Annotated in this window: 22 protein-coding genes and 2 pseudogenes; 11 read left to right on the top strand and 13 right to left on the bottom strand. The window is 65.7% G+C overall.

Going from position 1 to position 21,713, the window contains the following annotated elements; genetic code table 11:
• Positions 1-8 precede the first annotated feature (8 nt).
• Positions 9-1,954 (bottom strand): annotated as a pseudogene (gene lepA / locus ACIA48_RS26825) (translation elongation factor 4).
• On the opposite strand from lepA, the gene ACIA48_RS26830 reads away from it, so the two are divergent.
• On the top strand, positions 1,955-2,545 hold the full coding sequence (locus ACIA48_RS26830) for a type II toxin-antitoxin system PemK/MazF family toxin (RefSeq protein WP_396738810.1): 591 nt from the start codon (positions 1,955-1,957) through the stop codon (positions 2,543-2,545). It abuts the pseudogene before it with no gap.
• 29 nt (positions 2,546-2,574) lie between these two features.
• Here the strand turns inward: ACIA48_RS26830 and ACIA48_RS26835 are convergent, their stop codons facing one another.
• Positions 2,575-3,183: a GNAT family N-acetyltransferase gene (locus ACIA48_RS26835; RefSeq protein WP_396738812.1), complete on the bottom strand. Its 609-nt coding sequence runs from the start codon at positions 3,181-3,183 to the stop codon at positions 2,575-2,577.
• Positions 3,176-3,604 carry a CBS domain-containing protein gene (locus tag ACIA48_RS26840; RefSeq protein WP_396738814.1) on the bottom strand — a complete coding sequence of 143 codons (429 nt, stop codon included), beginning with the start codon at positions 3,602-3,604 and terminating at the stop codon, positions 3,176-3,178. Before ACIA48_RS26840 ends, ACIA48_RS26835 begins: the two co-directional genes overlap by 8 nt.
• 162 nt (positions 3,605-3,766) lie before the next feature.
• On the opposite strand from ACIA48_RS26840, the gene ACIA48_RS26845 reads away from it, so the two are divergent.
• From ACIA48_RS26845 to ACIA48_RS26855, 3 genes are all read left to right on the top strand, one after another.
• Positions 3,767-4,786, top strand: a complete 1,020-nt coding sequence (locus tag ACIA48_RS26845) for an aldo/keto reductase (RefSeq protein WP_396738816.1) — start codon at positions 3,767-3,769, stop codon at positions 4,784-4,786.
• A gap of 37 nt (positions 4,787-4,823) precedes the next feature.
• Positions 4,824-5,696, top strand: a complete 873-nt coding sequence (locus ACIA48_RS26850; RefSeq protein WP_396738817.1) for a ribonuclease Z — start codon at positions 4,824-4,826, stop codon at positions 5,694-5,696.
• Between the two features lie 206 nt (positions 5,697-5,902).
• Positions 5,903-6,859: an esterase family protein gene (locus tag ACIA48_RS26855; protein WP_396738819.1), complete on the top strand. Its 957-nt coding sequence runs from the start codon at positions 5,903-5,905 to the stop codon at positions 6,857-6,859.
• 72 nt (positions 6,860-6,931) lie between these two features.
• On the opposite strand, the gene ACIA48_RS26860 is transcribed toward ACIA48_RS26855, so the two are convergent.
• From ACIA48_RS26860 to ACIA48_RS26870, 3 genes are read right to left on the bottom strand one after another with little or no spacing between them, the layout of a single operon-like run.
• Positions 6,932-7,771, bottom strand: a complete 840-nt coding sequence (locus ACIA48_RS26860; RefSeq protein WP_396738821.1) for a transglutaminase domain-containing protein — start codon at positions 7,769-7,771, stop codon at positions 6,932-6,934.
• Positions 7,771-8,748: an alpha-E domain-containing protein gene (locus ACIA48_RS26865; protein WP_396738823.1), complete on the bottom strand. Its 978-nt coding sequence runs from the start codon at positions 8,746-8,748 to the stop codon at positions 7,771-7,773. The genes ACIA48_RS26860 and ACIA48_RS26865 overlap by 1 nt, the downstream gene beginning before the upstream one ends.
• On the bottom strand, positions 8,748-10,325 hold the full coding sequence (locus ACIA48_RS26870; RefSeq protein ID WP_396739504.1) for a circularly permuted type 2 ATP-grasp protein: 1,578 nt from the start codon (positions 10,323-10,325) through the stop codon (positions 8,748-8,750). Before ACIA48_RS26870 ends, ACIA48_RS26865 begins: the two co-directional genes overlap by 1 nt.
• A 301-nt stretch (positions 10,326-10,626) precedes the next feature.
• Here ACIA48_RS26870 and rpsT point away from each other — a divergent pair, with 301 nt between their 5' ends.
• Positions 10,627-10,887: a 30S ribosomal protein S20 gene (rpsT, locus tag ACIA48_RS26875; RefSeq protein ID WP_396738825.1), complete on the top strand. Its 261-nt coding sequence runs from the start codon at positions 10,627-10,629 to the stop codon at positions 10,885-10,887.
• Positions 10,888-10,892: 5 nt separating this feature from the next.
• Here the strand turns inward: rpsT and holA are convergent, their stop codons facing one another.
• The 3 genes and pseudogenes from holA to ACIA48_RS26890 all read right to left on the bottom strand — a co-directional run bounded on the left by holA (position 10,893) and on the right by ACIA48_RS26890 (position 14,215).
• Entirely contained in the window at positions 10,893-11,855 is a 963-nt protein-coding gene (holA, locus tag ACIA48_RS26880) for a DNA polymerase III subunit delta (protein WP_396738827.1), read from the bottom strand.
• Positions 11,852-13,400: pseudogene (locus tag ACIA48_RS26885) on the bottom strand (ComEC/Rec2 family competence protein). The gene holA and the pseudogene ACIA48_RS26885 overlap by 4 nt, the downstream one beginning before the upstream one ends.
• Positions 13,397-14,215, bottom strand: a complete 819-nt coding sequence (locus ACIA48_RS26890) for a ComEA family DNA-binding protein (protein WP_396738829.1) — start codon at positions 14,213-14,215, stop codon at positions 13,397-13,399. Before ACIA48_RS26890 ends, ACIA48_RS26885 begins: the two are co-directional and overlap by 4 nt.
• Before the next feature lie 159 nt (positions 14,216-14,374).
• On the opposite strand from ACIA48_RS26890, the gene ACIA48_RS26895 reads away from it, so the two are divergent.
• The 4 genes from ACIA48_RS26895 to ACIA48_RS26910 are packed head-to-tail and all read left to right on the top strand — an operon-like array spanning position 14,375 to position 16,670.
• On the top strand, positions 14,375-15,106 hold the full coding sequence (locus tag ACIA48_RS26895) for a hypothetical protein (protein ID WP_396738830.1): 732 nt from the start codon (positions 14,375-14,377) through the stop codon (positions 15,104-15,106).
• Between the two features lie 55 nt (positions 15,107-15,161).
• On the top strand, positions 15,162-15,794 hold the full coding sequence (gene nthB / locus ACIA48_RS26900; RefSeq protein WP_396738832.1) for a nitrile hydratase subunit beta: 633 nt from the start codon (positions 15,162-15,164) through the stop codon (positions 15,792-15,794).
• A complete protein-coding gene (nthA, locus tag ACIA48_RS26905) occupies positions 15,784-16,389 on the top strand; it encodes a nitrile hydratase subunit alpha (protein ID WP_396738833.1) in 606 nt (201 codons plus the stop codon). The genes nthB and nthA overlap by 11 nt, the downstream gene beginning before the upstream one ends.
• Entirely contained in the window at positions 16,386-16,670 is a 285-nt protein-coding gene (locus ACIA48_RS26910; RefSeq protein ID WP_396738834.1) for a nitrile hydratase accessory protein, read from the top strand. Before nthA ends, ACIA48_RS26910 begins: the two co-directional genes overlap by 4 nt.
• Here ACIA48_RS26910 and ACIA48_RS26915 read toward each other — a convergent pair.
• Positions 16,667-17,062 (bottom strand): hypothetical protein, encoded by a 396-nt coding sequence (locus ACIA48_RS26915; RefSeq protein WP_396738835.1) that lies wholly within the window; start codon positions 17,060-17,062, stop codon positions 16,667-16,669. The genes ACIA48_RS26910 and ACIA48_RS26915 overlap by 4 nt on opposite strands.
• A gap of 122 nt (positions 17,063-17,184) precedes the next feature.
• Here ACIA48_RS26915 and ACIA48_RS26920 point away from each other — a divergent pair, with 122 nt between their 5' ends.
• Positions 17,185-18,042, top strand: a complete 858-nt coding sequence (locus ACIA48_RS26920; RefSeq protein WP_396738836.1) for an alpha/beta fold hydrolase — start codon at positions 17,185-17,187, stop codon at positions 18,040-18,042.
• On the opposite strand, the gene ACIA48_RS26925 is transcribed toward ACIA48_RS26920, so the two are convergent.
• Genes ACIA48_RS26925 through ACIA48_RS26935 form a run of 3 tightly spaced genes read right to left on the bottom strand, consistent with a single transcriptional unit; the run spans position 18,039 to position 21,291 of the window.
• Entirely contained in the window at positions 18,039-18,869 is an 831-nt protein-coding gene (locus ACIA48_RS26925; protein WP_396738838.1) for a mycofactocin-coupled SDR family oxidoreductase, read from the bottom strand. The two genes, ACIA48_RS26920 and ACIA48_RS26925, sit on opposite strands and share 4 nt — an antisense overlap.
• A 2-nt stretch (positions 18,870-18,871) precedes the next feature.
• A complete protein-coding gene (locus ACIA48_RS26930) occupies positions 18,872-19,672 on the bottom strand; it encodes a mycofactocin-coupled SDR family oxidoreductase (RefSeq protein ID WP_396738840.1) in 801 nt (266 codons plus the stop codon).
• Positions 19,672-21,291, bottom strand: coding sequence for a flavin-containing monooxygenase (locus ACIA48_RS26935; RefSeq protein ID WP_396738842.1), 1,620 nt, complete (start codon positions 21,289-21,291; stop codon positions 19,672-19,674). The genes ACIA48_RS26930 and ACIA48_RS26935 overlap by 1 nt, the downstream gene beginning before the upstream one ends.
• Positions 21,292-21,419: 128 nt before the next feature.
• Here ACIA48_RS26935 and ACIA48_RS26940 point away from each other — a divergent pair, with 128 nt between their 5' ends.
• Positions 21,420-21,689: a 2Fe-2S iron-sulfur cluster-binding protein gene (locus ACIA48_RS26940; RefSeq protein WP_396738843.1), complete on the top strand. Its 270-nt coding sequence runs from the start codon at positions 21,420-21,422 to the stop codon at positions 21,687-21,689.
• The last annotated feature ends 24 nt before the right edge of the window (positions 21,690-21,713 follow it).

Consider the following 21,713-nt stretch of genomic DNA (forward strand, 5'->3'; position numbering starts at 1 on the left):
TGGGGACCCTACTTCTTGCTCGTCTTGTCAGCCGGGGCGTCGGTGGACAAAGCCGCGACGAATGCCTCCTGCGGCACTTCAACCCGACCTATGGTCTTCATTCGCTTCTTGCCCTCTTTTTGTTTCTCGAGCAGCTTGCGCTTACGCGTGATGTCACCGCCGTAACACTTCGATAGCACGTCTTTGCGTATCGCGCGGATGTTTTCGCGAGCAATGATCTTCGAACCGATCGCGGCCTGCACCGGTACTTCGAACTGCTGGCGCGGAATGAGCTCCTTGAGTTTCGTCGTCATCTTGTTGCCGTACGCGTAGGCCGAGTCCTTGTGCACGATCGCGCTGAACGCGTCTACGGCCTCGCCCTGCAACAGAATGTCGACCTTCACCAGATCCGATTCCTGCTCGCCGGCCTCCTCGTAGTCGAGGCTGGCGTAACCGCGGGTGCGCGACTTCAGTGCGTCGAAGAAGTCGAAGATGATCTCCCCCAACGGCATTGTGTATCGCAGCTCGACGCGCTCCGGTGACAGGTAGTCCATGCCGCCGAGTTCGCCACGCCGTGATTGGCACAGCTCCATAATCGTGCCGATGAATTCGCTCGGCGCAATGATGGTGGTCTTCACAATCGGTTCGTACACGTTGCGGACCTTGCCTTCGGGCCAGTCCGACGGGTTGGTGACGACGATTTCGCTGCCGTCTTCCTGCACAACGCGGTACACGACGTTAGGCGACGTGGAGATGAGGTCGAGATTGAATTCCCGCTCCAGGCGCTCGCGGGTGATCTCCATGTGTAGCAGGCCGAGAAAGCCACTGCGGAAACCGAAACCGAGCGCGACGGAGGTCTCCGGCTCGTACGTCAATGCGGCATCGTTGAGCTGCAGCTTATCGAGCGCGTCGCGCAGATCCGGGTAGTCCGAACCGTCCACTGGATACAGCCCGGAGTAGACCATCGGCCGCGGTTCGCGATACCCCGTCAATGGGTCCGTCGCGCCGTGCTTCGCGCTCGTGACGGTGTCACCCACCTTCGACTGACGCACGTCCTTCACACCGGTGATCAGGTAGCCGACCTCGCCGACGCCGAGGCCGTCGGACACCTTGGGTTCCGGCGAGACGATGCCGACTTCCAGCAGTTCGTGGGTGGCGCCGGTCGACATCATCTTGATGCGTTCGCGCGGGACGATCTTGCCGTCCACCACGCGCACATAGGTCACCACACCGCGATAGGTGTCGTAGACCGAGTCGAAGATCATCGCCCGGGCTGGTGCGTCGGCATCGCCCGTAGGCGCCGGTACCTCGCGGACGACGTGATCGAGCAGGTCCGCGACGCCGTCGCCCGTCTTCCCCGACACGCGCAGCACATCGGTGGGCTCACACCCGATGATGTGGGCGATCTCGGCGGCGTAGCGGTCCGGGTCGGCGGCCGGCAGGTCGATCTTGTTGAGCACCGGGATGATGTGCAGATCGCGGTCCAGTGCCAGGTACAGGTTGGCGAGCGTCTGCGCTTCGATGCCCTGAGCGGCGTCGACCAGCAGCACGGCGCCCTCGCAGGCCTCCAGCGCGCGGGACACCTCGTAGGTGAAGTCGACGTGGCCTGGCGTGTCGATGAGGTGGAGAACGTAGTCGGAGCCGTCGACCTGCCAGGGCAGCCGTACGTTCTGCGCCTTGATCGTGATGCCGCGCTCGCGCTCGATGTCCATCCGGTCCAGGTACTGGGCCCGCATATCGCGATCGGATACCACGCCGGTCAGCTGCAGCATCCGGTCGGCCAGCGTCGACTTGCCGTGGTCGATATGGGCGATGATGCAGAAGTTCCGAATCTGCGCCGGCGCAGTGAAGGTCTTGTCGGCGAAACTGCTGATGGGAATCTCCTGGTGAGCGTTGCGGTGTGCGCTACCAGGGTATCTAGGGAGGGGCCCGTCGACACAATCGTGGGAACACGGCTTCGCTTAAGCTCGTCGATATGGCTCCACCGTGGAAGACCTTCCAGCGCTTTGCGGAGAACCTGGTGTTCAACGAAGCGCCGAAGTTCATCCGCCAACAGCTGCAACCCGACACCGTGGCGCGCGGTATCCAGCAGGGCATCAAGCTCGGCATCGATGCGATCGTGGGCGCGCCCGTTCAGGAGACGCGCGCGATCACCGCGGGCCGTCCGGTGAGCCAGAACTTCGTCCCGACCGCGCACCGGGCCCGCAGGGTCGCCTACGCGCCCGATCTCGACGGCCAGGCCGACCCCGGCGAGATCGTGTGGACCTGGGTGGTCTACGAAGACGATCCGACGAAGGGCAAGGACCGGCCGGTGCTCGTCGTGGGGCGTGACCAGGCGGTGCTGCTCGGGCTGATGCTGTCCAGCCAGGAACACCACCGCGAGGACCCCAATTGGGTGGGCATCGGCACCGGCACCTGGGACTACGAGAGCCGGGCGAGCTGGGTGCGGCTTGATCGCGTGCTCGATGTGCCAGAAGAGGGCATCCGCCGCGAGGGCGCGATTCTGGCGCGGGAGAAGTTCGAGGTCGTCGCCACGCGGCTACGCGCCGAATACTCCTGGAGCTGATTTCTTCTCGCGCGCTGTCGCGAGCTGCCTCATCGTGGCGCGCGCCACATGGGCCACATGGACGGCCCACCGTCAGGCAGCTTTAGCTCGCCGATTACTTCGAATCCGAACCGCAGGTAGTACGCCTCGTTCTTCGGGTTGCTGTTCTCGAGGTACGCAGGCACGCGTTCGGCGTCGCAGCGGTCCAGACGTGAGCGCATCAGCGCCTGGCCAAAGCCCGCCCCGCGGACCGACGGGTCGCTGCCGATGAGCATCAGGTACCAGTGCGGTTCCTCCGGGTGGTGCTCCTCCATGAGTTCCTGCACCTGCGCGAGCGCAGGAACCCGCGACCGGAACGACCACAGCATCAGGGGAGCCATCCGCAACTCCTCGAACCGCGAGGCCTTCCGCTGGCCCGGCGGGTCCCACAACGTGGCCGCACCGACCATGCCGTCACGCCTACCGACCTCGGACCCGCCACGCGGGAGGAAGTGATGGCGGGCCAGGCCGGTGAAGCCCCGGGTCAGACCCTTCAACCTGGTGCGGTCATCGGGCAGCATCCACGATGTCACCGGGTCGTCGTAGAACGCGCGCGCCAATACCGTGCCGATCTGTCGGGCATCGCGCCGTTGCGCGGCCTCGACGCCGATCTCAGCCACGTGTGATGTAGGCCTGCAGTTGCTCCTGCGTGGCTTCGAGCTCTTCCATACGTGTCTTGACGACGTCGCCGATGCTGACGATTCCGGTGAGACGGCCGTTCTCCATCACCGGGATGTGGCGGACCCGCTTCTCAGTCATCAGCACGCTGAGACTGTCGACCGAATCCGTCGGGGCGCAGGTGGCGACGAATGTCGTCATGATCTCTGACACCGGGCACCGAAGCAGGTCGGCGCCGCGCTGCTGCAATGCCCGAACGACGTCGCGCTCGGAGACAATGCCGATCACACCGTCGGGCGAGACCACCACCATCGCACCGATGTTGTGCACAGAGAGTTCGGTGAGCAGCCCGGACACCGAGGTCTCCGGGGTGATGGTCGCCACCGACGCACCCTTGTTCCGCAATACGTCCGCGATCCGCATCGTTGCCTCCGCTCATGACCCGCCTCACTTCAGGCTAGGTCCGACTCGCGCCGTGCGAAAGGTTTTGGCATAGGTGTCCCAAAAGTGCCTTTCGAGGAATAGAACCGTAATAAGAGCCGCTGAATTCTTCGACCTCCGACAGTCGACGCGAGAGGAACCAACATGGCCGCCGAGAACTCCGTGCGCGCAGTCGCGCTGGGCGACGAACTATCAGTTAGCGCAATCGGTTTCGGTGCAATGGCGCTGACCCCGGTATACGGCGAGGTCGACGACACCGAGTCGCTGGCCACGCTGCATCGCTGCATCGACCTGGGTGTGACCTTCATTGACACCGCGAATGTGTACGGCGGCGGGGAAAACGAGCGGCTGATCTCGCAACTGCTGGCCGACCGTCGCGATGAGGTCACCCTGGCAACGAAGTTCGGCATCACCGGCAACCCGGCACAGCGCGGCGCAAGGGAGCTCATCGCGCGCGGTGATGCCGGATACGTCCGACAGTGCATCGACGAGAGCCTGCAGCGTCTGCAGACCGACGTCGTCGACCTCTACTACATGCACCGTCGCGACACGAGCGTGCCGATCGAGGACACGGTGGGCGCCATGGCCGAGCTGGTGGCCGCTGGAAAGGTGCGCCACCTCGGCCTCTCGGAGGTGACAGCCGACGAGCTGCGTGCCGCCGTCGCGGTGCACCCGATCGCCGCGGTGCAGAGCGAGTGGTCAATATGGAGCCGCGACGTCGAGGCCAACGTCATACCCGCCGCCGCCGAACTCGGCGTCGGGTTCGTTCCCTATTCCCCGCTGGGACGCGGTTTCCTGACCGGGACGATCACGTCCGCCGACGATCTGCCGTCCGGGGATTTTCGTCGCAACATGCCCCGCTTCGGTGAGGATGCGCTGCACGCCAACCTGGCGGTCGTGGAACTCGTGAAGTCGGTGGCCGAGGAGCAGGGCGCGACGCCGGCTCAGGTTGCGTTGGCGTGGTTGCGATATCGCGCATCGACGCTCGGCGTGGCCGCGGTGCCGATCCCTGGCACTCGGCAGGCCGCTCGCGTCGAAGAGAATCTCGGCTCGTTGTCGGTGACGCTGACGCCCCAACATCTCGAGGCGCTGGATGCCGCGGCAGCGGGGGTTACCGGGCACCGCTTCGGAAACCTCGGCTGGGTGTCCGCGGGCCGCGAATAGCGCCCATCACGCGGGCCCGGGGGGTATATCTAGCCCCATGATCGAGGTCACGCTGCTCGGTACCGGAAGCCCTATCCCCGACGCGAACCGCGCAGGTCCGTCGACGCTCGTGCGAGCGGGCGGCCAGACGTTCCTGATCGACTGCGGCCGTGGCGTCCAACAGCGACTCACCGCCGCGGGCACCGGAGCCAACGCGCTAACCGCGCTGCTGCTGACCCACCTGCACAGTGACCACATCGCCGATCTGGGCGATGTGATCATCACCCGCTGGGTGTCCACGTTCACCCCGGATCCCGCGCCACTGCCCATCATCGGTCCGCCCGGCACCGCCGACGTGGTCGAGAACACGCTCAAGGCGTTCGGGTTCGATATCGGGTACCGCATCGCCCACCATGCGGATCTCAACTCGCCGCCTCCGGTGGAGGTGTTCGAATACACCGACGGTCCGGTGTGGGATCGCGACGGCGTACAGATTCGCGTCGCACCGACCGACCACCGACCGGTGGCACCCACCATCGGCTTTCGAGTCGAGCACACCGGGGCCTCGGTCGTGCTGGCCGGCGACACGGTGCCGTGTGAAACACTCGACACCCTGGCCTCCGGCGCAGGTGCGTTGGTGCACACAGTGATTCGCAAGGATCTCATCGACGCCATGCCGATGCAGCGCATCAGGGATATCTGCGACTACCACTCCTCCGTCGAGCAGGCGGCGGAGACAGCGACACGGGCTGGGGTGGGCATTCTCGTCCTCACGCACTACGTGCCCGCGATCGCGCCAGGCAAGGAAGACGAGTGGCGTGCACTGGCGGCGACGGCCTTCGATCGGCAGATCGAGGTTGGTGACGACCTGCACCGCGTCGAGGTCCATCCTGGCGTCTGCGCCAAGTCCCCAGTCATGACCGAAGAATGACGATCCCGGCGGAGCGGCGCCGGCGTACGTAACGTGGGGTTGTCGCTGGCCGACGAACTCATTGGCGGCGCCGTTGAACGACGCTCGCCCTTTACGGCAGGTGTGAAGCAGGTGCACCTCAACCGGCTGCGTCGGGAGCGCCGGTCCGTAGATCTTGATTCGAAGACCGCAGTGATGCGGCACTACCCGAAAGATGTGCGAAACACATGACATTGATGAACAGATGGACGCGCAGGCTCTTCGCCGGTGCTCTGGCCGCCCTGGTATTGCCAGGGCTGATCGCAGTCGCAGGCGGTACGGGGTCAGCCGTCGCATACTCCCGTCCCGGTCTGCCCGTCGAGACGCTGATGGTGCCGTCGGCGGCGATGGGCCGTGACATCCCGGTCAGGTTTCAGGGCGGCGGCACACATGCCGTCTACCTCCTCGACGGCCTTCGCGCGCGCGACGACAACAACGGCTGGGACATCGAGACCGCCGCGTTCGAGGACTATTACCAGTCCGGGTTGTCAGTGGTCATGCCCGTAGGCGGAATGTCCAGCTTCTACACCAACTGGCAGGGTCCGGCGGTCGGCAACGGCCAAACCTATAACTACCAGTGGGAGACGTTCCTGACCTCGGAGCTGCCCGCCTACCTATCGGCCAATAAGGGCATCTCCCCCAGCGGCAATGCCGTGGTGGGACTGTCCATGTCGGGCAGCTCAGCACTGATCCTGGCGGCGTACCACCCCAATCAGTTCGTCTACGCCGGTTCGCTTTCGGGCTTCCTGAACCTGTCCGAGGGAATCTGGCCGACGCTGGTCGGCGTCTCGATGCGCGATGCCGGCGGGTTTGACGCCAGCGCGATGTGGGGCCCCGGCGGCGGACCGGCCTGGCAGCGCAACGATCCGACGGTCAACGTCAGCCGACTGGTCAACAACGGCACGCGAATCTGGGTGTACTGCGGTAACGGCAGGCCCGGCGAGTTGGGTGACACCGGTCTTCCCGGCCAGGTACTCGAGAGCATCACGCTGGACAGCAACAAGAATTTCCAGCAGCAGTATGTGGCCGACGGTGGCAGCAATGGAACCTTCAACTTCCCGCCGAACGGTATCCACGACTGGGCCTACTGGGGTTCGCAGCTCAACGCGATGAAGGGCGACATTCAGGCCACCCTTGGGGCGTAGCGGTCCTGGCGAAACTGAACTCATGCACCGATTTTCACGTGAATTCCGATATGAGTTCAGTTTCGGCGGGCCTCACGCCAGGCGGGTGATCTCCACGACGACGTCGAGGTCGGTCGAGCCTTCGCCGGAATAGATGCCCTTGAGTGGGCTGACATCCGAGTAATCTCGGCCGACGCCGACGCTGATGTACTGCTCGTTGATCGCGGCGTCGTTCGTGGGGTCGTAGTTCCACCACCCACCCGTCCACGCCTGCACCCACGCGTGGCTCTGTCCGTCGATGGTGTCGTCGATCTTGGCCCTCTTGTTGGGATGCAGATACCCCGACACATAGCGGGCGGGAATTCCCATGCTGCGCAGCAGAATCAGGGTTAGATGCGCGAAGTCCTGACAGACACCCTTGCCCTCGCGGTGCGCATCCAGTCCGGACGAGTGCACGCCGGTGGTCCCTGGAACGTATTCCAGTTCGCTGTGCACCCAATTCGCCGCAGCGGTAACGGCTTCACGTGGGGCGTGATCCTTGGCGATGCGTTGTCCCACCCTCGCGATCCGCTTACTCTCCGGCGTGTAGTCAGTCGGGGTGAGCACTTCATCGAACCGGTCGATCACCGCTTCTGACCGCAGATCTTCCCAGCTGACATCATCTTTCGGCATCGCTCCGAGGTTGGTCTCCACCACCGACGACGAGGTCACCTCCAGCTCGGTGTGCGGGGCGTGCAAGTCGAACGCCGTCACCGCCGTCCCCCAGTAATCCAGGTAGCGGTATGACCTTGTCGCGGGGACGGTTTCGACGCGGTTCAGGATGACGTTCTGCCGGCCGTCGGACCGTGGTGTCAATCTGGCCTCGTTGAACGATGCCGTCACCGGTGACTTATAGGCGTATCCGGTGGAATGCACCACCCGCAGCCGCCACATCAGACTTCACCTTCTTCGATCACCAAGGAGCCGTGGTGGCCCGCGTCCGTCCACGCGACCCACGGCGCGGAGTGGAAGTACTCCAGCGCCAACGCTTCCCCGACATCGGCACAGGTTTTCTGCAACCCGGCGAGGCGTTCCTCGAGCGAATCCAGCAGCGCGCCGGGGCGCAGGAATTCCAACTCACTACGCGCACGACCCAACAATCGTTGAGTCTCCGCGGTGGCGCCGACGCGATTGAGCGCCCGGTGATGCAATTCGTCGAGGCTGTGTTCGGCCAGCCGCAGCGAGTACATGACAGATCGCGGGAAAAGCCGGTCCAGCAACATGAACTCGACGACACGACCCGCATCCAACACGCCGCGATAGGTGCGTAGATACGTGTCGTGCGCACCCGCCGAACGCAACACCGTCACCCACGCCGGCGACGAGGCGCTGTCGCCGACGCGGGCCAGCAGCAGCCGCACGGTCATGTCGACCCGTTCGATCGCGCGGCCCAGCACCATGAACCGATAGCCGTCGTCGCGGCTGAGCGTCGAGTCCGCCAAACCCGCGAACATCGCCGCGCGGCCCTCGACGAACGACAGGAATTCGTGCGGCCCTAAGCGTTTGGCTGCGCGCTCACGTTCGGCGAGCGCGTTGTAGGTGGTGTTGAGGCACTCCCAGATCTCCGTCGAGGTGACCTCGCGGGCACCGCGGGCATTCTCGCGCGCGGCCGAGATGGCCTCGACGATCGAGCACGCGCCGTGTGAGTCCTGGCTGAAGGCGACGATGTCGGTCAATGACCAGACGTCCAGCGACTCTTTGGGTGGCTCGATGCCGAGCACGCGCAGAAGCGTCCGCGACGCCTGATCGGGGTCGACGCTGGAGTCCTCAAGGAGTTGGTGGACCGTCACGTCGAGGATGCGGGCGGTGTCGTCGGCACGCTCGACGTAGCGTCCGATCCAGTACAGCGATTCAGCGTTGCGGGCCAACATCATTGGCCTCCTTGCGCTTGCTGTTGTTGCTGTTGCTGACTTTGTGATCCATTCGTGGCGCGCGACGGCTGCGACTGTTGTTGTTGCTGCTGTTGCGAGCTTTCGGCGCTATCCCCGTTCTTCGGCGCCTTGGGCGCCTTGGGCAGCGAGCGCACCACTTCGGCCGCGGCGAGTTCACGGTCGGCCGCCGACGTCCGCGACGCCAGCACCCAGGTGTCCTTGGATCCCCCACCCTGGCTGGAGTTGACGACCAGCGAACCTTCGGGCAGAGCCACCCGCGTCAGGCCACCGGGCAGCACCCAGACGTCGTCACCGTCGTTGACGGCGAACGGGCGCAGGTCGACGTGCCGGGGTGCGAGGCTGTCGTCGATCTGGGTCGGGACGGTGGACAGCTGAACGACCGGTTGTGCGATCCAGCCGCGCGGGTCGCTGCGGATCTTCTTGGTGATCGCGGCGAGTTCCTTCTCCGACGCGTCGGGGCCGAACACGATGCCGTAGCCGCCCGAACCTTCGACCGGTTTGATGACCAGTTCGTCCACCCGGTCGAGAACTTCCTCACGTTCCTCGTCGAGCCAGCACCGGTAGGTGTCGACGTTGGCCAGAAGCGGCTTCTCACCCAGGTAGTACTCGATGATCGTCGGCACGTAGGTGTACACGAGCTTGTCGTCGCCGACGCCGTTGCCGACCGCGCTGGAGATGACGACGTTGCCCGCCCGCGCCGCGTTGAGCAGGCCCGCGACCCCCAGCACCGAGTTGGGATTGAACTGCATCGGGTCCAGGAAGTCGTCGTCGATGCGCCGGTAGATGACGTCAACCTGGCGCTCGCCCGCTGTGGTGCGCATGTAGACGGTGTTGTCGCGGCAGAACAGGTCGCGACCCTCCACGAGCTCGACGCCCATCTGCCGGGCCAGCAGCGAGTGTTCGAAATACGCCGAGTTGTAGACGCCAGGCGTCAGCACGACGACGGTGGGATCGGCCTCGTTGGAGGCGGCCGCGTTGCGCAGCGCCCGCAGCAGATGCGATGAGTAGTCGCCGACGGCCCGCACCCGGTGCGTGGCGAACAGATTGGGAAAGACCCGCGCCATCGTGCGCCGGTTCTCCATGACGTACGAGACGCCCGACGGGGAGCGCAGGTTGTCCTCCAGCACCCTGAAGGCACCCTGCGCATCACGGACGAGGTCGATGCCCGCGACGTGGATGCGCACACCGTTGGGCGGGGATATGCCGACCGCCTGCCGGTGGAAGTGCTCGCACGACGTGACCAGCCGACGCGGGATGATGCCGTCGCGCAGAATCTCCTGCTCGCCATAGATGTCGTCGAGATAGGCCTCCAACGCCTTCACCCGCTGGGTGATCCCCTTCTCGAGCCGGGTCCACTCCGCCGCCGAGATCACCCGAGGGACGAGATCCAGCGGAAACGGCCGCTCCTGGCCGGAGAGGGAAAACGTGATGCCCTGGTCGATGAAGGCACGTCCGAGGGCGTCGGCGCGGGCCGCCAGCTCAGAGGCATCCGACGGCTCCAGCTCGGCGAAGATGCCCTTGTAGGGGCCGCGAACGTTGCCCTGGGCGTCGAACATCTCGTCGAAGGCCTTCGAATAGCTGCCGAGGCTGTTGTAACCGCCGAAAACACCGTCATGGCGCCGGGGCTTCTGCGGGCGCGTCCGCGATGATCGCGAGCTGTCGGTGGGCAGTGTTCGAAGGCTCACCATTGACATGCTGCACTAACTGCAGCGTTTCGGCAGGCCAGCGAGCTCACTTTGGGCATTTACCCACTGCGCTGGTAATCTGAACCCTCGCTGCCCGCAGGGTCAGGGGGCGCATGAAGTCCCAAAAATACTTTGCAACCAAGCCAACCTGGATTTACGAAGGAAAACACGCGTGGCCAACATCAAGTCGCAGGAAAAGCGCATCAAGACCAACGAGCGCCGCAGGGTGCGCAACAAGTCGGTCAAATCGTCGCTTCACACTGCGGTCCGCGGATTCCGTGAGGCTGTCGAGGCCGGCGACAAGGACAAGGCCAACGAGTTGCTGGTGAAGACCAGCCGTCAGCTCGACAAGGCTGCCAGCAAAGGCGTGATCCACAAGAACCAGGCCGCCAACCGCAAGTCTGCGCTCTCACGCGCCATCAACAAGATCTGATCAGGTCAGTCAGCCACTAGTTCGGCGACCTTCCGCACCGCTGACTCCAACGCGTAGTCGGCGTCCGCTGCGGCTCCCTTGACGTCCGCGTTCAACGCCGCGACGAGCTGCATCGCTTCCGCGATCGAGCCCCGCGACCATCGTCTGGCTTGCTTCTGCGCCTTCTGTACCCGCCACGGCGGCATGCCCAGCTCCGACGCCAGCCGGTAGGGATCGCCCGACAACGGCGCCACGCGCGCGATCGTGTGCACAGCCTCGGCCAGCGCGTCGGCCAAAACGACCTGCGGCTCGCCGGCCAGCATCGCCCAGCGCAGCGCTTCGGCGGCACCTGCGACATCGCCGACTACCGCCTTGTCGGCGATGTCGAACCCCTTCACCTCGGCCTTGCCGGAGTGGTACCGCCGCACGGCCGCGGCGTTGACCTCACCATCGGTGTCGGCAACCAATTGCGAGCACACCGAGGCCAGGTCACGGATGTCGGAGCCGACGGCGTCAAGCAGCGCGGTCACGGTGTCGTCGCTGACCTTGATCTTCAGCGAGCGGAACTCGCGTCGGACGAAATCGGTACGCTCAGCGAACTTCGTGATCTTGGCGCATGGATAGACTTGTGCGCCAAGGTTTTTGAGCTTGTCGGCCAGCGCTTTGGCCCGGCCGCCGCCCGAATGCACCACGATCAACTCGGTTCCGGACGGCAGGTCCGCGGCGACCTCGGAGATGAGCGCGACCGCGTCCTTGCCCGCCTCGGCTGCCGACTCCAGCACGACCACCCGTTCTTCGGCGAACAGCGACGGGCTCAGCAGCTCGGCGAGCTCGCTGGTGCTGACCTCGCCGGCACGCAGCCGGTCCACCGGGACATCGTCGGTGCCCGCTCGCTTGCGGGCACCTTTGAGCACAGCGGCTACCGCCCTCTCGACCAGCAGCTCTTCGTCACCGAGCACCAGGTGTAGGCGTGCAGCGTCCTCACTCACCCCACGATCGTGTCATGGGCGCCTGACACACCAGACACCGTCCACGCCAGCCCGACGACGATCGCTACGCAGACGCTTCCGGGTCCAGCACCACCGCCACAACGCGACCACCGCGACTCCCGTCGCCGCGACGGTGATCACACCCAGCAGCCCCGACGGTACGGTGACCGTCGCACCCGGGACGTTGGCCGACAGATGCGCAACCTTGAGCAGCCACCACAATTCGGGTCCGGTGAACCGGATCAGCAGGTCCGCGCCGGCTGGCCAGAGCGGGCACAGGGCCGCGGCAGCGGTCCCGACGACGGTGATCGGCGGGATGGCCGCAGCGACAGCCAGATTGGCGGCCACCGACATCACGCTGAAGCTGCCGGATATCCCCGCGATGAGCGGCGCGGTGACGAGTTGGGCGGCGACGGCGACGCACACCGCATCGGCGAGCGGCTTGGGCCAGCCGCGGCAGACCAGCCGCCGCGACCACGCGGGAGCGATCACGACCAACGCCGCGGTCGCCGACACCGACAGCGCGAACCCCACATCGACAGCGAGTTCCGGTGCCGCGATCATCAGCATCAGGACCGTCGCTGACAGAGCCGGAATCGCCTGACGACGCCGGTGAGACACCACCGCCAACAGCGTGACCGCGCCCATGATCGCAGCGCGTAACACGCTCGCCGACGGCTGCACCACGATCACGAAGACCAGCAGCGCGAACGCCGCGAGCATAACCGCCACCCGCGGACCGACAAGTCCCGCACTCAACAGCACGGCACCGCACACGATCGTCACGTTGGCGCCGGATACCGCGGTCAAGTGGGTCAAGCCCGCCGCTCTGAACTCCTCGGTCGTCTGCGGCGAGACCCCGGAAGTGTCGCCGAGGACCAGGGCGGGCAGCATCGCCGCCTGATCCGCGGGAAGGGCACCGCGCGCGGCCTCGGCGAAAGCGGCACGGACCTCATAGGCGGCCCGATGCACCGTCGCCGCCTCACCCCATGTGGGCTTACCCGTCGCCGAGAGCACGGCCACAGTCAGGTCGCGGCGCGTCGGTCGGCCGATCCGGGCATCGAACGCGACGGGACGGCCCGCGGACAGCTCCGAAAACTCGGCGGCCGAGGCGAACACGACGACCCTTCCGCTCACCTCGTGCCCGTCGAGCGTCCCCAGTGAGGCACGGAAAAGCATCCGGCTGCCGCCGATAACGCGCCCGCTCTCCACCGGCGTGACCACGACGGAGGCGACCGTGCCGTACCGCTCGGTGATCGGATGCTCAACCAGCGACTCGACGCGCAGTCCGACCGAGATCGCGAACGCCGCACCGACCACCGCGACCGCGAGCACCCCCGCCCCGATCCCGCGATCGGCCGCACCGTCCCGGCGGCCACGCGACCACCACCCCGCCACAGCGGTGGTAGCGATTGCTACCGTCAACGCGATCACCAAACCGGCTGCGTTCCAGAGGATTCCGGCTGCGGTCACCGACCAGCCGGTGAGCGCCGCCGGTACCAGGCGCAGATCGAGTCGCGTGACGCCCGGGTCGATCGAGGTCATACATGGACGCGGTCGCGCAGCTTGTCCAGCCTTGCCGGACCGATGCCGTCGACGTCGCCGAGTTGGTCGACGCTGCTGAAGCGTCCGTTGGCGTCACGCCACGCGACGATCGCGGCCGCGGTCACCGGACCGATCCCGGGAAGGGTGTCCAACTGCTCGAGGGTGGCGGTGTTGAGATTCACCGGGCCGTCCGGCGGCGCGGTGTCTCCGGAATCCGGAGCGGCGCTAGGCGAAGCCGCCGAGCTGGTGCCCGGGCTGATCGAGCTGCCCATCGACGCCGGCTCTCCCGGCACCGGTGCGATGCCGACGACGATCTGCTCACCATCGGCGAGGCGTCTGGCCATGTTCAGTCCCAGCAGATCTGCGCCGTCGAGCGGCCCACCCGCGGCGGCGAGCGCATCGGCGATCCGGGCGCCCGGATCCAGCGTGACCACGCCGGGCTTCCCGACAAGACCGACCACGCTGACCACGACGGGCGCCTCCGGCGCCGGTGCGCCCGGTGTCGGAGTCGCCGACGAGACCATCTGCACGGGTGGCAGTTTCGCCGACGTCACCGGTGGCGAGTCGTCGCGCGCCAGCGTGAACAACGTCACCAACACTGCAATGACGCCCACGACGCCCAAGGCGATGACCCCGGCTTTTCCCGGATCGGCTCGCACGGCCGCCACCCAACTCGATGGTCCGCCCGCCTTGGCGTCGGGCAGCCACCTCGATAGCAACGTGTCGGGCTGGGGCTCGCCGTCGGTGTCGGTGTCGGGCTCGCTCTCCGCGCCGAGACGGCGATGGAGGCGCTCGGTGGGCAATTCCGTTCGCATGAGGCGAAAGTAGGCCCGACGTCGGACCTCGACCGCCGCGATCGGGCGACACGCGGCGTGCGCTGGGGATCAAATGACGGTTGTGGATAGTTGCGTTGTCTAAAGTGGTTGACCGGTGTCCGCGCCATGAGTCTCACCGCGGCACGAGGGGGTGCAATTTTGGATCGCCGTACCCCGATGACGGCCGGTATCGCGTTCGCGGTGCTGTGCGCCATTGCACTGGTTCTCGTCCCGAGATTCCCCGGCATCGACAAGCCGGGTTCCGCGGTTGTCGCGCACGTCATCGAGCACTCGGCCGAAATGCGCGCGCAGGCACTGTTGCTGGCTTTCGGATCCCTCGCGCTGGTGGTGTTGCTCGGATACGCCCGTGAGCGATTGGCGGGGCCGGCCAGCTATGTGTTCACCGTCGGCGCCGCGGCATTGTTGGTGCAGGTGTTGATCGCGACATGGTTCATCGCCGGGTTGGCGCTGCACCCCGAACAGCTCGGATCCGCGACCGCACGGACGATCACCGACGTGGTGATCATGTGGGGTCCGATCCTGACGATCACGAACATCATGATGGCGATACCGATTCTGTTGGCCGCCAATGCCGGTCGTTTCCCGCGCTGGCTTGGGATCGTCGCCGCCGTATTCGCGGTGGAGCAATTGATCGAGACGATCACGATCATCGGTCCCCCAGGGAGTTTCATCTCACCCGGTGGCCCGATGAACACCTATCTCGGTGCGCCGCTGTTCATCCTGTTCTTCTTGGCGCTCGGCGTGGCGTTGTCGCTGGATCAGCAACGCGACAGCCGGCCCAACACCGCGGACACCCGCGACGCGGACGAACGCGAGGCCGCGCGGAATTCGGTGGAAAAGCTGGAGCCGGTCGATAAGACCGCGGAATGATTCGATTTTCGAACACGTTCTGTTGAGCTGTCTGAGCGCCGTAAAGTCGATAACTGTGGATGGGGTGCACGACCTCGGTGGGATCGCCGGGTTCGGCGCTGTCGATCACGACAGCGACGAGTCACCGTTCCACGAGGACTGGGAGCGGCGGGTGTTCCGCCTCAACATCGGCTCAGGACCGCTGCGGGCCAACCTGCCCGCCTTCCGCCATTCGATCGAGCGGATGGATCCGGGCCATTACCTCTCGTCGCCCTACTTCGAACACTGGCTGACCGGCATCGCGACCAGGTCCGTCGAGGCCGGTCTGACGACGCTCGACGAACTCGAACAGCGCGCAGGCGGACGCTTCCCGCTGTCACAGCCGGACCGCGGTGTCCTTCCCGACGACCTCACCTCACGCACCGAGCCGCGCTACACCGTCGGTGACGAGGTGCAGGTCCGGAAATGGCACCCGCCCGGGCACACCCGGGCGCCGCGCTATGTCCAGGGCAGGCGCGGCACCATCGCACGGGTGCACGGAGTGGTTGATGTCGATGACATCAAGGCACACGACGGCGGTTCGGTGACCGATCCCTTCTACTCGGTCCGTTTCACCTCCCGCGAGCTGTGGGGCGAGGGCGGCGGCGATCGCGAGGTCGTTCACGTCGACCTGTTCGAGCGATACCTGGAGGATGCCGATGGCCTCTGACGAACACCCAGATCACCACCACCCCGCCGAACTGGCGCCGATCGAGGCTCGCGTCGCCGCGATCGAATCGGTCCTCGTCGAAAAGGGGATTCTCGACATCGGGGCGGTCGACGCGATCGTGACGCATCTCGAGGACAACCTCGGCCCGATGAACGGCGCGCAGGTCGTCGCGAAGGCGTGGACCGACCCGGAGTACAAGGCGCAGCTCCTCGACAACGCGACCGCGGCGATCGACGCGCTGGGATTCGGTGGGCCGCAGGGCCAGCACATGGTCGTCGTCGAGAACACCCCCGAGGTACACAACATGGTGGTGTGCACGCTGTGCTCCTGCTACCCGTGGCCGACGCTGGGGCTGCCGCCGAAGTGGTACAAGGAGCCGGCCTACCGAGCACGTGCGGTGCGTGAACCACGCAAGCTGCTCGCCGAGATGGGCACCGTCGTTCCCGATGAGGTCGAGATCCGGGTGTGGGACTCCAGTTCGGAGGCAAGGTATCTCGTGCTGCCGATGCGCCCGGACGGCACCGAGGGTATGTCGGCCAGCGAGCTCGCTGGGATCGTCACCCGCGACTCGATGATCGGCGTGCAGCGGTTGTGACGATCCCCGACGACGACTCACTCCCCCGCGACAACGGAAACCTCGTCTTCGACGCACCCTGGGAGGCGCGGGCATTCGGGATCGCCGTCGCGGTCGTCGAAAAGCTCGGTCTGCCGTGGGATGCGTTCCGGCAGCGGCTGATGGACGAGATCGCCGCCGATCCACAGCGTCCGTACTACGACAGCTGGGGCCGGGCGCTCGAGTCGATGGTCCTCGACCTCGACCTCGCGACGCCTGCCGCGCTTGACGCCGCGACACCGACGGAGCGTGCGCCGCTCTAGCCGGCGTGGGCGGCGAGCATCGATATCCGGAGGTCGTCGTCAGCGTTAGTCACAACGTAAGTAATTGTCGGGCTGTCGATTTCGTCGCTCTTGTCGTCGTATCGGGACAGGCTTGCCCGATACAGCGCCGACGTCGCGTTCAGGCCGACCACCTCGGACTGAATCACCCGGGTGCCCCGGTACCGAAGGGCGCGTAATCCGTCGACCTGACCCTGGATGACGGTCGAGACCTCGCTGTCCGTCATGAGCGCGGTGACGCCGTCGTCGCTGGTGATGATGAGCGGCACGCCGTAGAACGCCAGCAGTTTGGCGATCTCGTGCTCGCCGAGCACGCACTCCGCGAAGGCCTCCAGGTACTCGTTGAGGAAGCGGCTGACCGTTTTGGCGTCCATGGTCATGACTCCTTTCCGGGCCGGCTGGCGCTCATAACCCGCTCACCGGGACGGTGGCCGCGGCGCGGTATGTCACGATGCCAGTCTGAGGTATGGCCCAATTGTCGGCGACGGGATCGGTGATGACAGCGGAATTGACCTATGACGGGACGCTTCGCGAGATGCCTACTGAGGCGGGCGTTCTTCGCTATCACGAGGCGGGTGATGGTCCTCCCCTGTTGCTACTGCACGGCTCCGGGCCCGGTGTGACGGGCTGGCGAAACTTCCGCGGCATCCTTCCCACGTTCGCCGAGCACTTCCGCTGTCTCGTGCTGGAGTTCCCCGGCTTCGGGGTGAGCGACGACTTCGGTGGCCATCCGATGATCACCGCATTCGGCGCCGTGCCCACGTTCGTCGACGCGCTGGGACTCGAATCCGTCGACATCATCGGCAATTCGATGGGTGGCGGAGTCGGCATCAACTACGCGACCCATCAGCCGGCGAAGGTGCGGCGCCTGGTCACGATCGGCGGGATCGGCACGAACATCTTCTCGCCGGGTCCCAGTGAGGGCATCCGGCTGTTGCAGGAATTCACCGAGGACCCGACGCGGCAGCGCCTCGTTGACTGGCTGAACTCGATGGTCTTCGACCAGGCGCTGGTGACCGAGCAACTGATCGAGGAACGGTTGGCGCTTGCGACCGATCCGGGGACGCTGGAGAGCGCCCGACGCATGTACGGCAAGGCGGCGTTCGCCGGAATGATGGCGGCGATGCGGGCATCCGACGCTCCGATGCCCTGGGCGACGATGCACAAGCTCTCCGTACCGACGCTGCTGACGTGGGGCCGCGACGACCGGGTGAGCCCGTTGGACATGGCCTTGATCCCGATGCGCACCATTCCCAACGCCGAACTCCACGTGTTCCCCAACTGCGGACACTGGGCGATGATCGAGGCCAAGGATGCGTTCGAAAGCGCCGTGCTGGCGTTCCTGAACCGCTAGCGCTGCGTGCTGCCCGCGTCCACCGGCAGTGTGACGGCGGTGATGTAGCGGGCCTCATCCGAGGCCAGGAACAGGCACGCGTTGGCGACGTCGACGGCGTCGACCCACGGGATCGGCAGCATGTTCATCGAACAGGCCGACTCGGCGAACTCCTCGCGGGAGACGTGCTCGAGGTCCGGCCGGAACGCACTGCGGACGTTGTCGTTCTGGATCATCGGCGTATCGACGTTGGTCGGGTGCACCGAGTTGACCCGGATATTGTGCGGTGCAAGCTCATTGGCGAGGGTACGCATGAGCCCGACGACACCGTGTTTGGCGGAGGTGTAATGCGCAACGCCGACCAAACCTCGCAGGCCCGCGATGGAGCTGATCAGGATCATCGATCCGGCTCCGCGTTCGATGAGGTGCGGGGCCGTGGCGCGGCACGTCCGCCAGACGCCACTCAAGTTGACGTCCAGCATTGTCTGCCAAGCGTTCTCGGACATCTCCAATGCCATCTCGCGTGACGTGATTCCCGCGGTCGCGCACACGATGTCGAGGCCGCCGAGCTGTTCGACACCGCGGTCGGTCGCTGCCTGCACTGCGTCGGTGTCCCGGACGTCGACGATCTCGGTGACGATCCGGCCACCCGCCTCGGACACCAGCCGGGCCGTCTCTTCGAGATCGGCGGAGGTCGCGGGCGGGGTGAGGACGGTGCCGTCCACCGGACCGCAGATGTCGAGCGCGATGACGTCAGCGCCCTCCTGGGCGAACCGCACCGCCTGCGCGCGCCCGATACCCCGTGCCGCACCGGTGATCAGCGCGACCTTGCCCTGCAATCGGCCCATTGTCATACCTTCTGCGTCAGGCCGGCGTCGACGACGATTTGGGTTCCGGTGATGTAGCGCGCCTCGTCGGAGGCGAGGAACACCACAGCGTTGGCGATGTCGACGGGGTCGACCCAGGGCACCGGCAACAGGTTGCGGGCCTTGAGGACTTCGGCAGCGTCGGCCTCCGTCGGGTTCGGGATGCCGGGACAGAGGCGCCGGAACGTCGCTTCGTTGAGCACCATCGGGGTGGCGACCGCACCCGGATGGACGGTGTTGACCCGGATGCGCTGCGGGCCCAGTTCGTTGGCCAGCGTTCGGGCCAAGCCGACCACCGCGTGCTTGGACGAGGTGTAGTGGGCTGTGTTGGCGGTACCGCGTAATCCGTTGGTGGAGCTGATGATCACCACCGAGCCTCCATCCTCGCCGATGTGTGGCACCGCCGATTTCACGGTGTGCCACACCCCGGTCAGGTTGATGTCCAACGTGTGTTGCCAGGTTTCGTCGCTGAGCTTCCATACCGGCGCGCCTGGGGTGTGCACGCCGGCGTTCGCGATCACCACGTCGAGTCGGCCCAATTCGTCGACGGCGGCGTCGATAGCGGTAGACATCGTCTCGGCGTCACGCACGTCGGCCGTCGCGGCGACGCATCGCCGACCCCGATCGCGCACCTGAGCTGCCGTGCCCTGCAATTCGTCGGCGAAGTCGGCGGTATCGAGCGCGATGACATCCGCGCCCGCTTCGGCGAACCGTTGGCAGTGCACCCGCCCAGTGCCCTTGGCCGCACCGGTGACCACGACGACCTTGCCGTCAAGTCCCGACATCACGGCGCCTTTCCGAGGTCGAACCCCTTGTATCCCGCATTCGCGACTTCGTTGCAGATGTCGAGGTAGGCGGCGAACCCGCCGATGAAAAGCATGAAACCGCGTGGTTTACCAGGCACATTCGCCCCCATGTACCACGAGTTGGCTCTCGTGAACAACGATGCGTCGGCCCGGCGGTTCAGTTCGGCGTGCCAGTCCTCGACGGCATCGGCGGTCGCCTCGATGGCGGTGTGACCGTGGTCGTCGAGATAGGTGATGGCATCGGCGATCCAGTTCACGTGAGCCTCTGCGTGCAGCACCATGTTCGCCAACACCGCCGGCGCACCGGGGCCCGAGACCATGAACAGATTCGGAAAATCATCGACGGACAATCCGAGATAGGTGCGCGGGCCGTCGGCCCAGTCGTCGCGCAACGTGTGTCCGTTCCGGCCGACGATGTCGATCTTGGCTAGCGCACCCGTCATCGCGTCGAACCCGGTGGCGAGCACGATCGCATCGACGTCGAATCGCGCGTCGGAGGTGACGATGCCGGTGGCATCGACGGAGTCGATGGGTGTCCGGCGCACACTGACGAGCTCGACGTGCGAACGGTTGAAGGTCTGAAAGTAGTTGGTGTCGGTGCAGATCCGCTTGGTGCCGATCGGGTGGTCGTTGGGGATCAGCAGCTCCGCGACGTCGGGATCGTCAATGACGGCGCGGACCTTATCCTCCCAGAATCTGCGAGCTTCGTCGTTGGCGTCCATGTCGGTCATCTGGTCGCTGAAAGTCTTGGAGAACAGCACGCCGCCGAGTTCCCACCGCTTTTCGAATGCGGCCCTGCGCTCCTCGGCCGTGGCCTCCATCGTCAGTTTGGGATGTGCGATGTGCGGTGAGCCACCGCCGCTGCGCCAGGACAGCCGTCGTCGCTCGTCGTAGCCGGCCTTGTAGTCGGCGACGTCTTCGTCCGTCAGGGCTCGATTGCCGGCAGGCACACTGTAATTCGGGGTGCGTTGGAAGACGATGACCTTCTCCGCCTGATCGGCGATCATCGGAATCGACTGAATGCCCGACGATCCGGTGCCGATCACTGCGACCCGCTTACCGGCGAAGTCGACGTTCTCCTTCGGCCAGTGCGCGGTGTGGTAGACCTCGCCTTCGAATGTGGACAGGCCTGGGAAATCAGGTGTCAACGCCGCCGACAGCGGTCCCGTCGCCATCACGCAGAACCGTGCCCTGACCTTCTCACCGGCGTCAGTGGTGACCGTCCAGCGCGAAGTGGTTTCGTCGAACACCGCCGACGCGACACGGGTGTCGAAAGTGATTCCGTCACGCAGATCGAGTTCGTCGACGACCCAGTTCAGGTACCGCAAGATCTCGGCCTGTGTCGCGTACTTCTCGCTCCACGACCACCGCTGCTGGAGATCGTCGGAGAACGAATAGCAGTAGTCGACGCTTTCCACATCGCAGCGCGCACCGGGGTACCGGTTGAAGTACCAGGTGCCGCCGACCTCCGGTGCGGTCTCGAACACCCGCGTCGTCAATCCGAGACACCGGAACTTGTGCAGGGCATAGATTCCGGCGAACCCTGCACCGACGACAATGACATCGGTGACGACATCCAAGCCTGCCTCGTTGCTCACGACCACACGGTAGGACGTCGCGTGCGTCGAGCCGGGCGGTTTCCCGGTGACCGGACGCCCACAATGTGCTCTCCCGGATACCGGGCGGCCATCGCCGGCACCCGCCACCGCGCGCCGACACTGACCGCATGGCCACAGCTGAGGTAGATCTCGACGGACAACGACACCGCGTCGATTGGCCGCCGCACGCCACGCTCGTCGACGTGCTCCTCGCCGCGGGCATCGACGTGCCGAACTCGTGCCGCAAAGGGCGGTGCGGCTCGTGCGTGTGCAGCGTCGTCTCGGGTGACGTCGACATGGCACCCAACGATGTGCTCGAACCGGCGGATCGTCAGGCCGGCCTCATCCTGGCGTGCCAGTCGCGACCCGTCTCCGAACTGGTGCGCATCGAGTTTTGAAAACCGATCGTTCCGCTGATCGGG

Origin of the sequence: Mycobacterium sp. NPDC051804, assembly GCF_044452905.1 — a bacterium.
In the GTDB taxonomy this organism is placed as follows: Bacteria; Actinomycetota; Actinomycetes; order Mycobacteriales; family Mycobacteriaceae; genus Mycobacterium.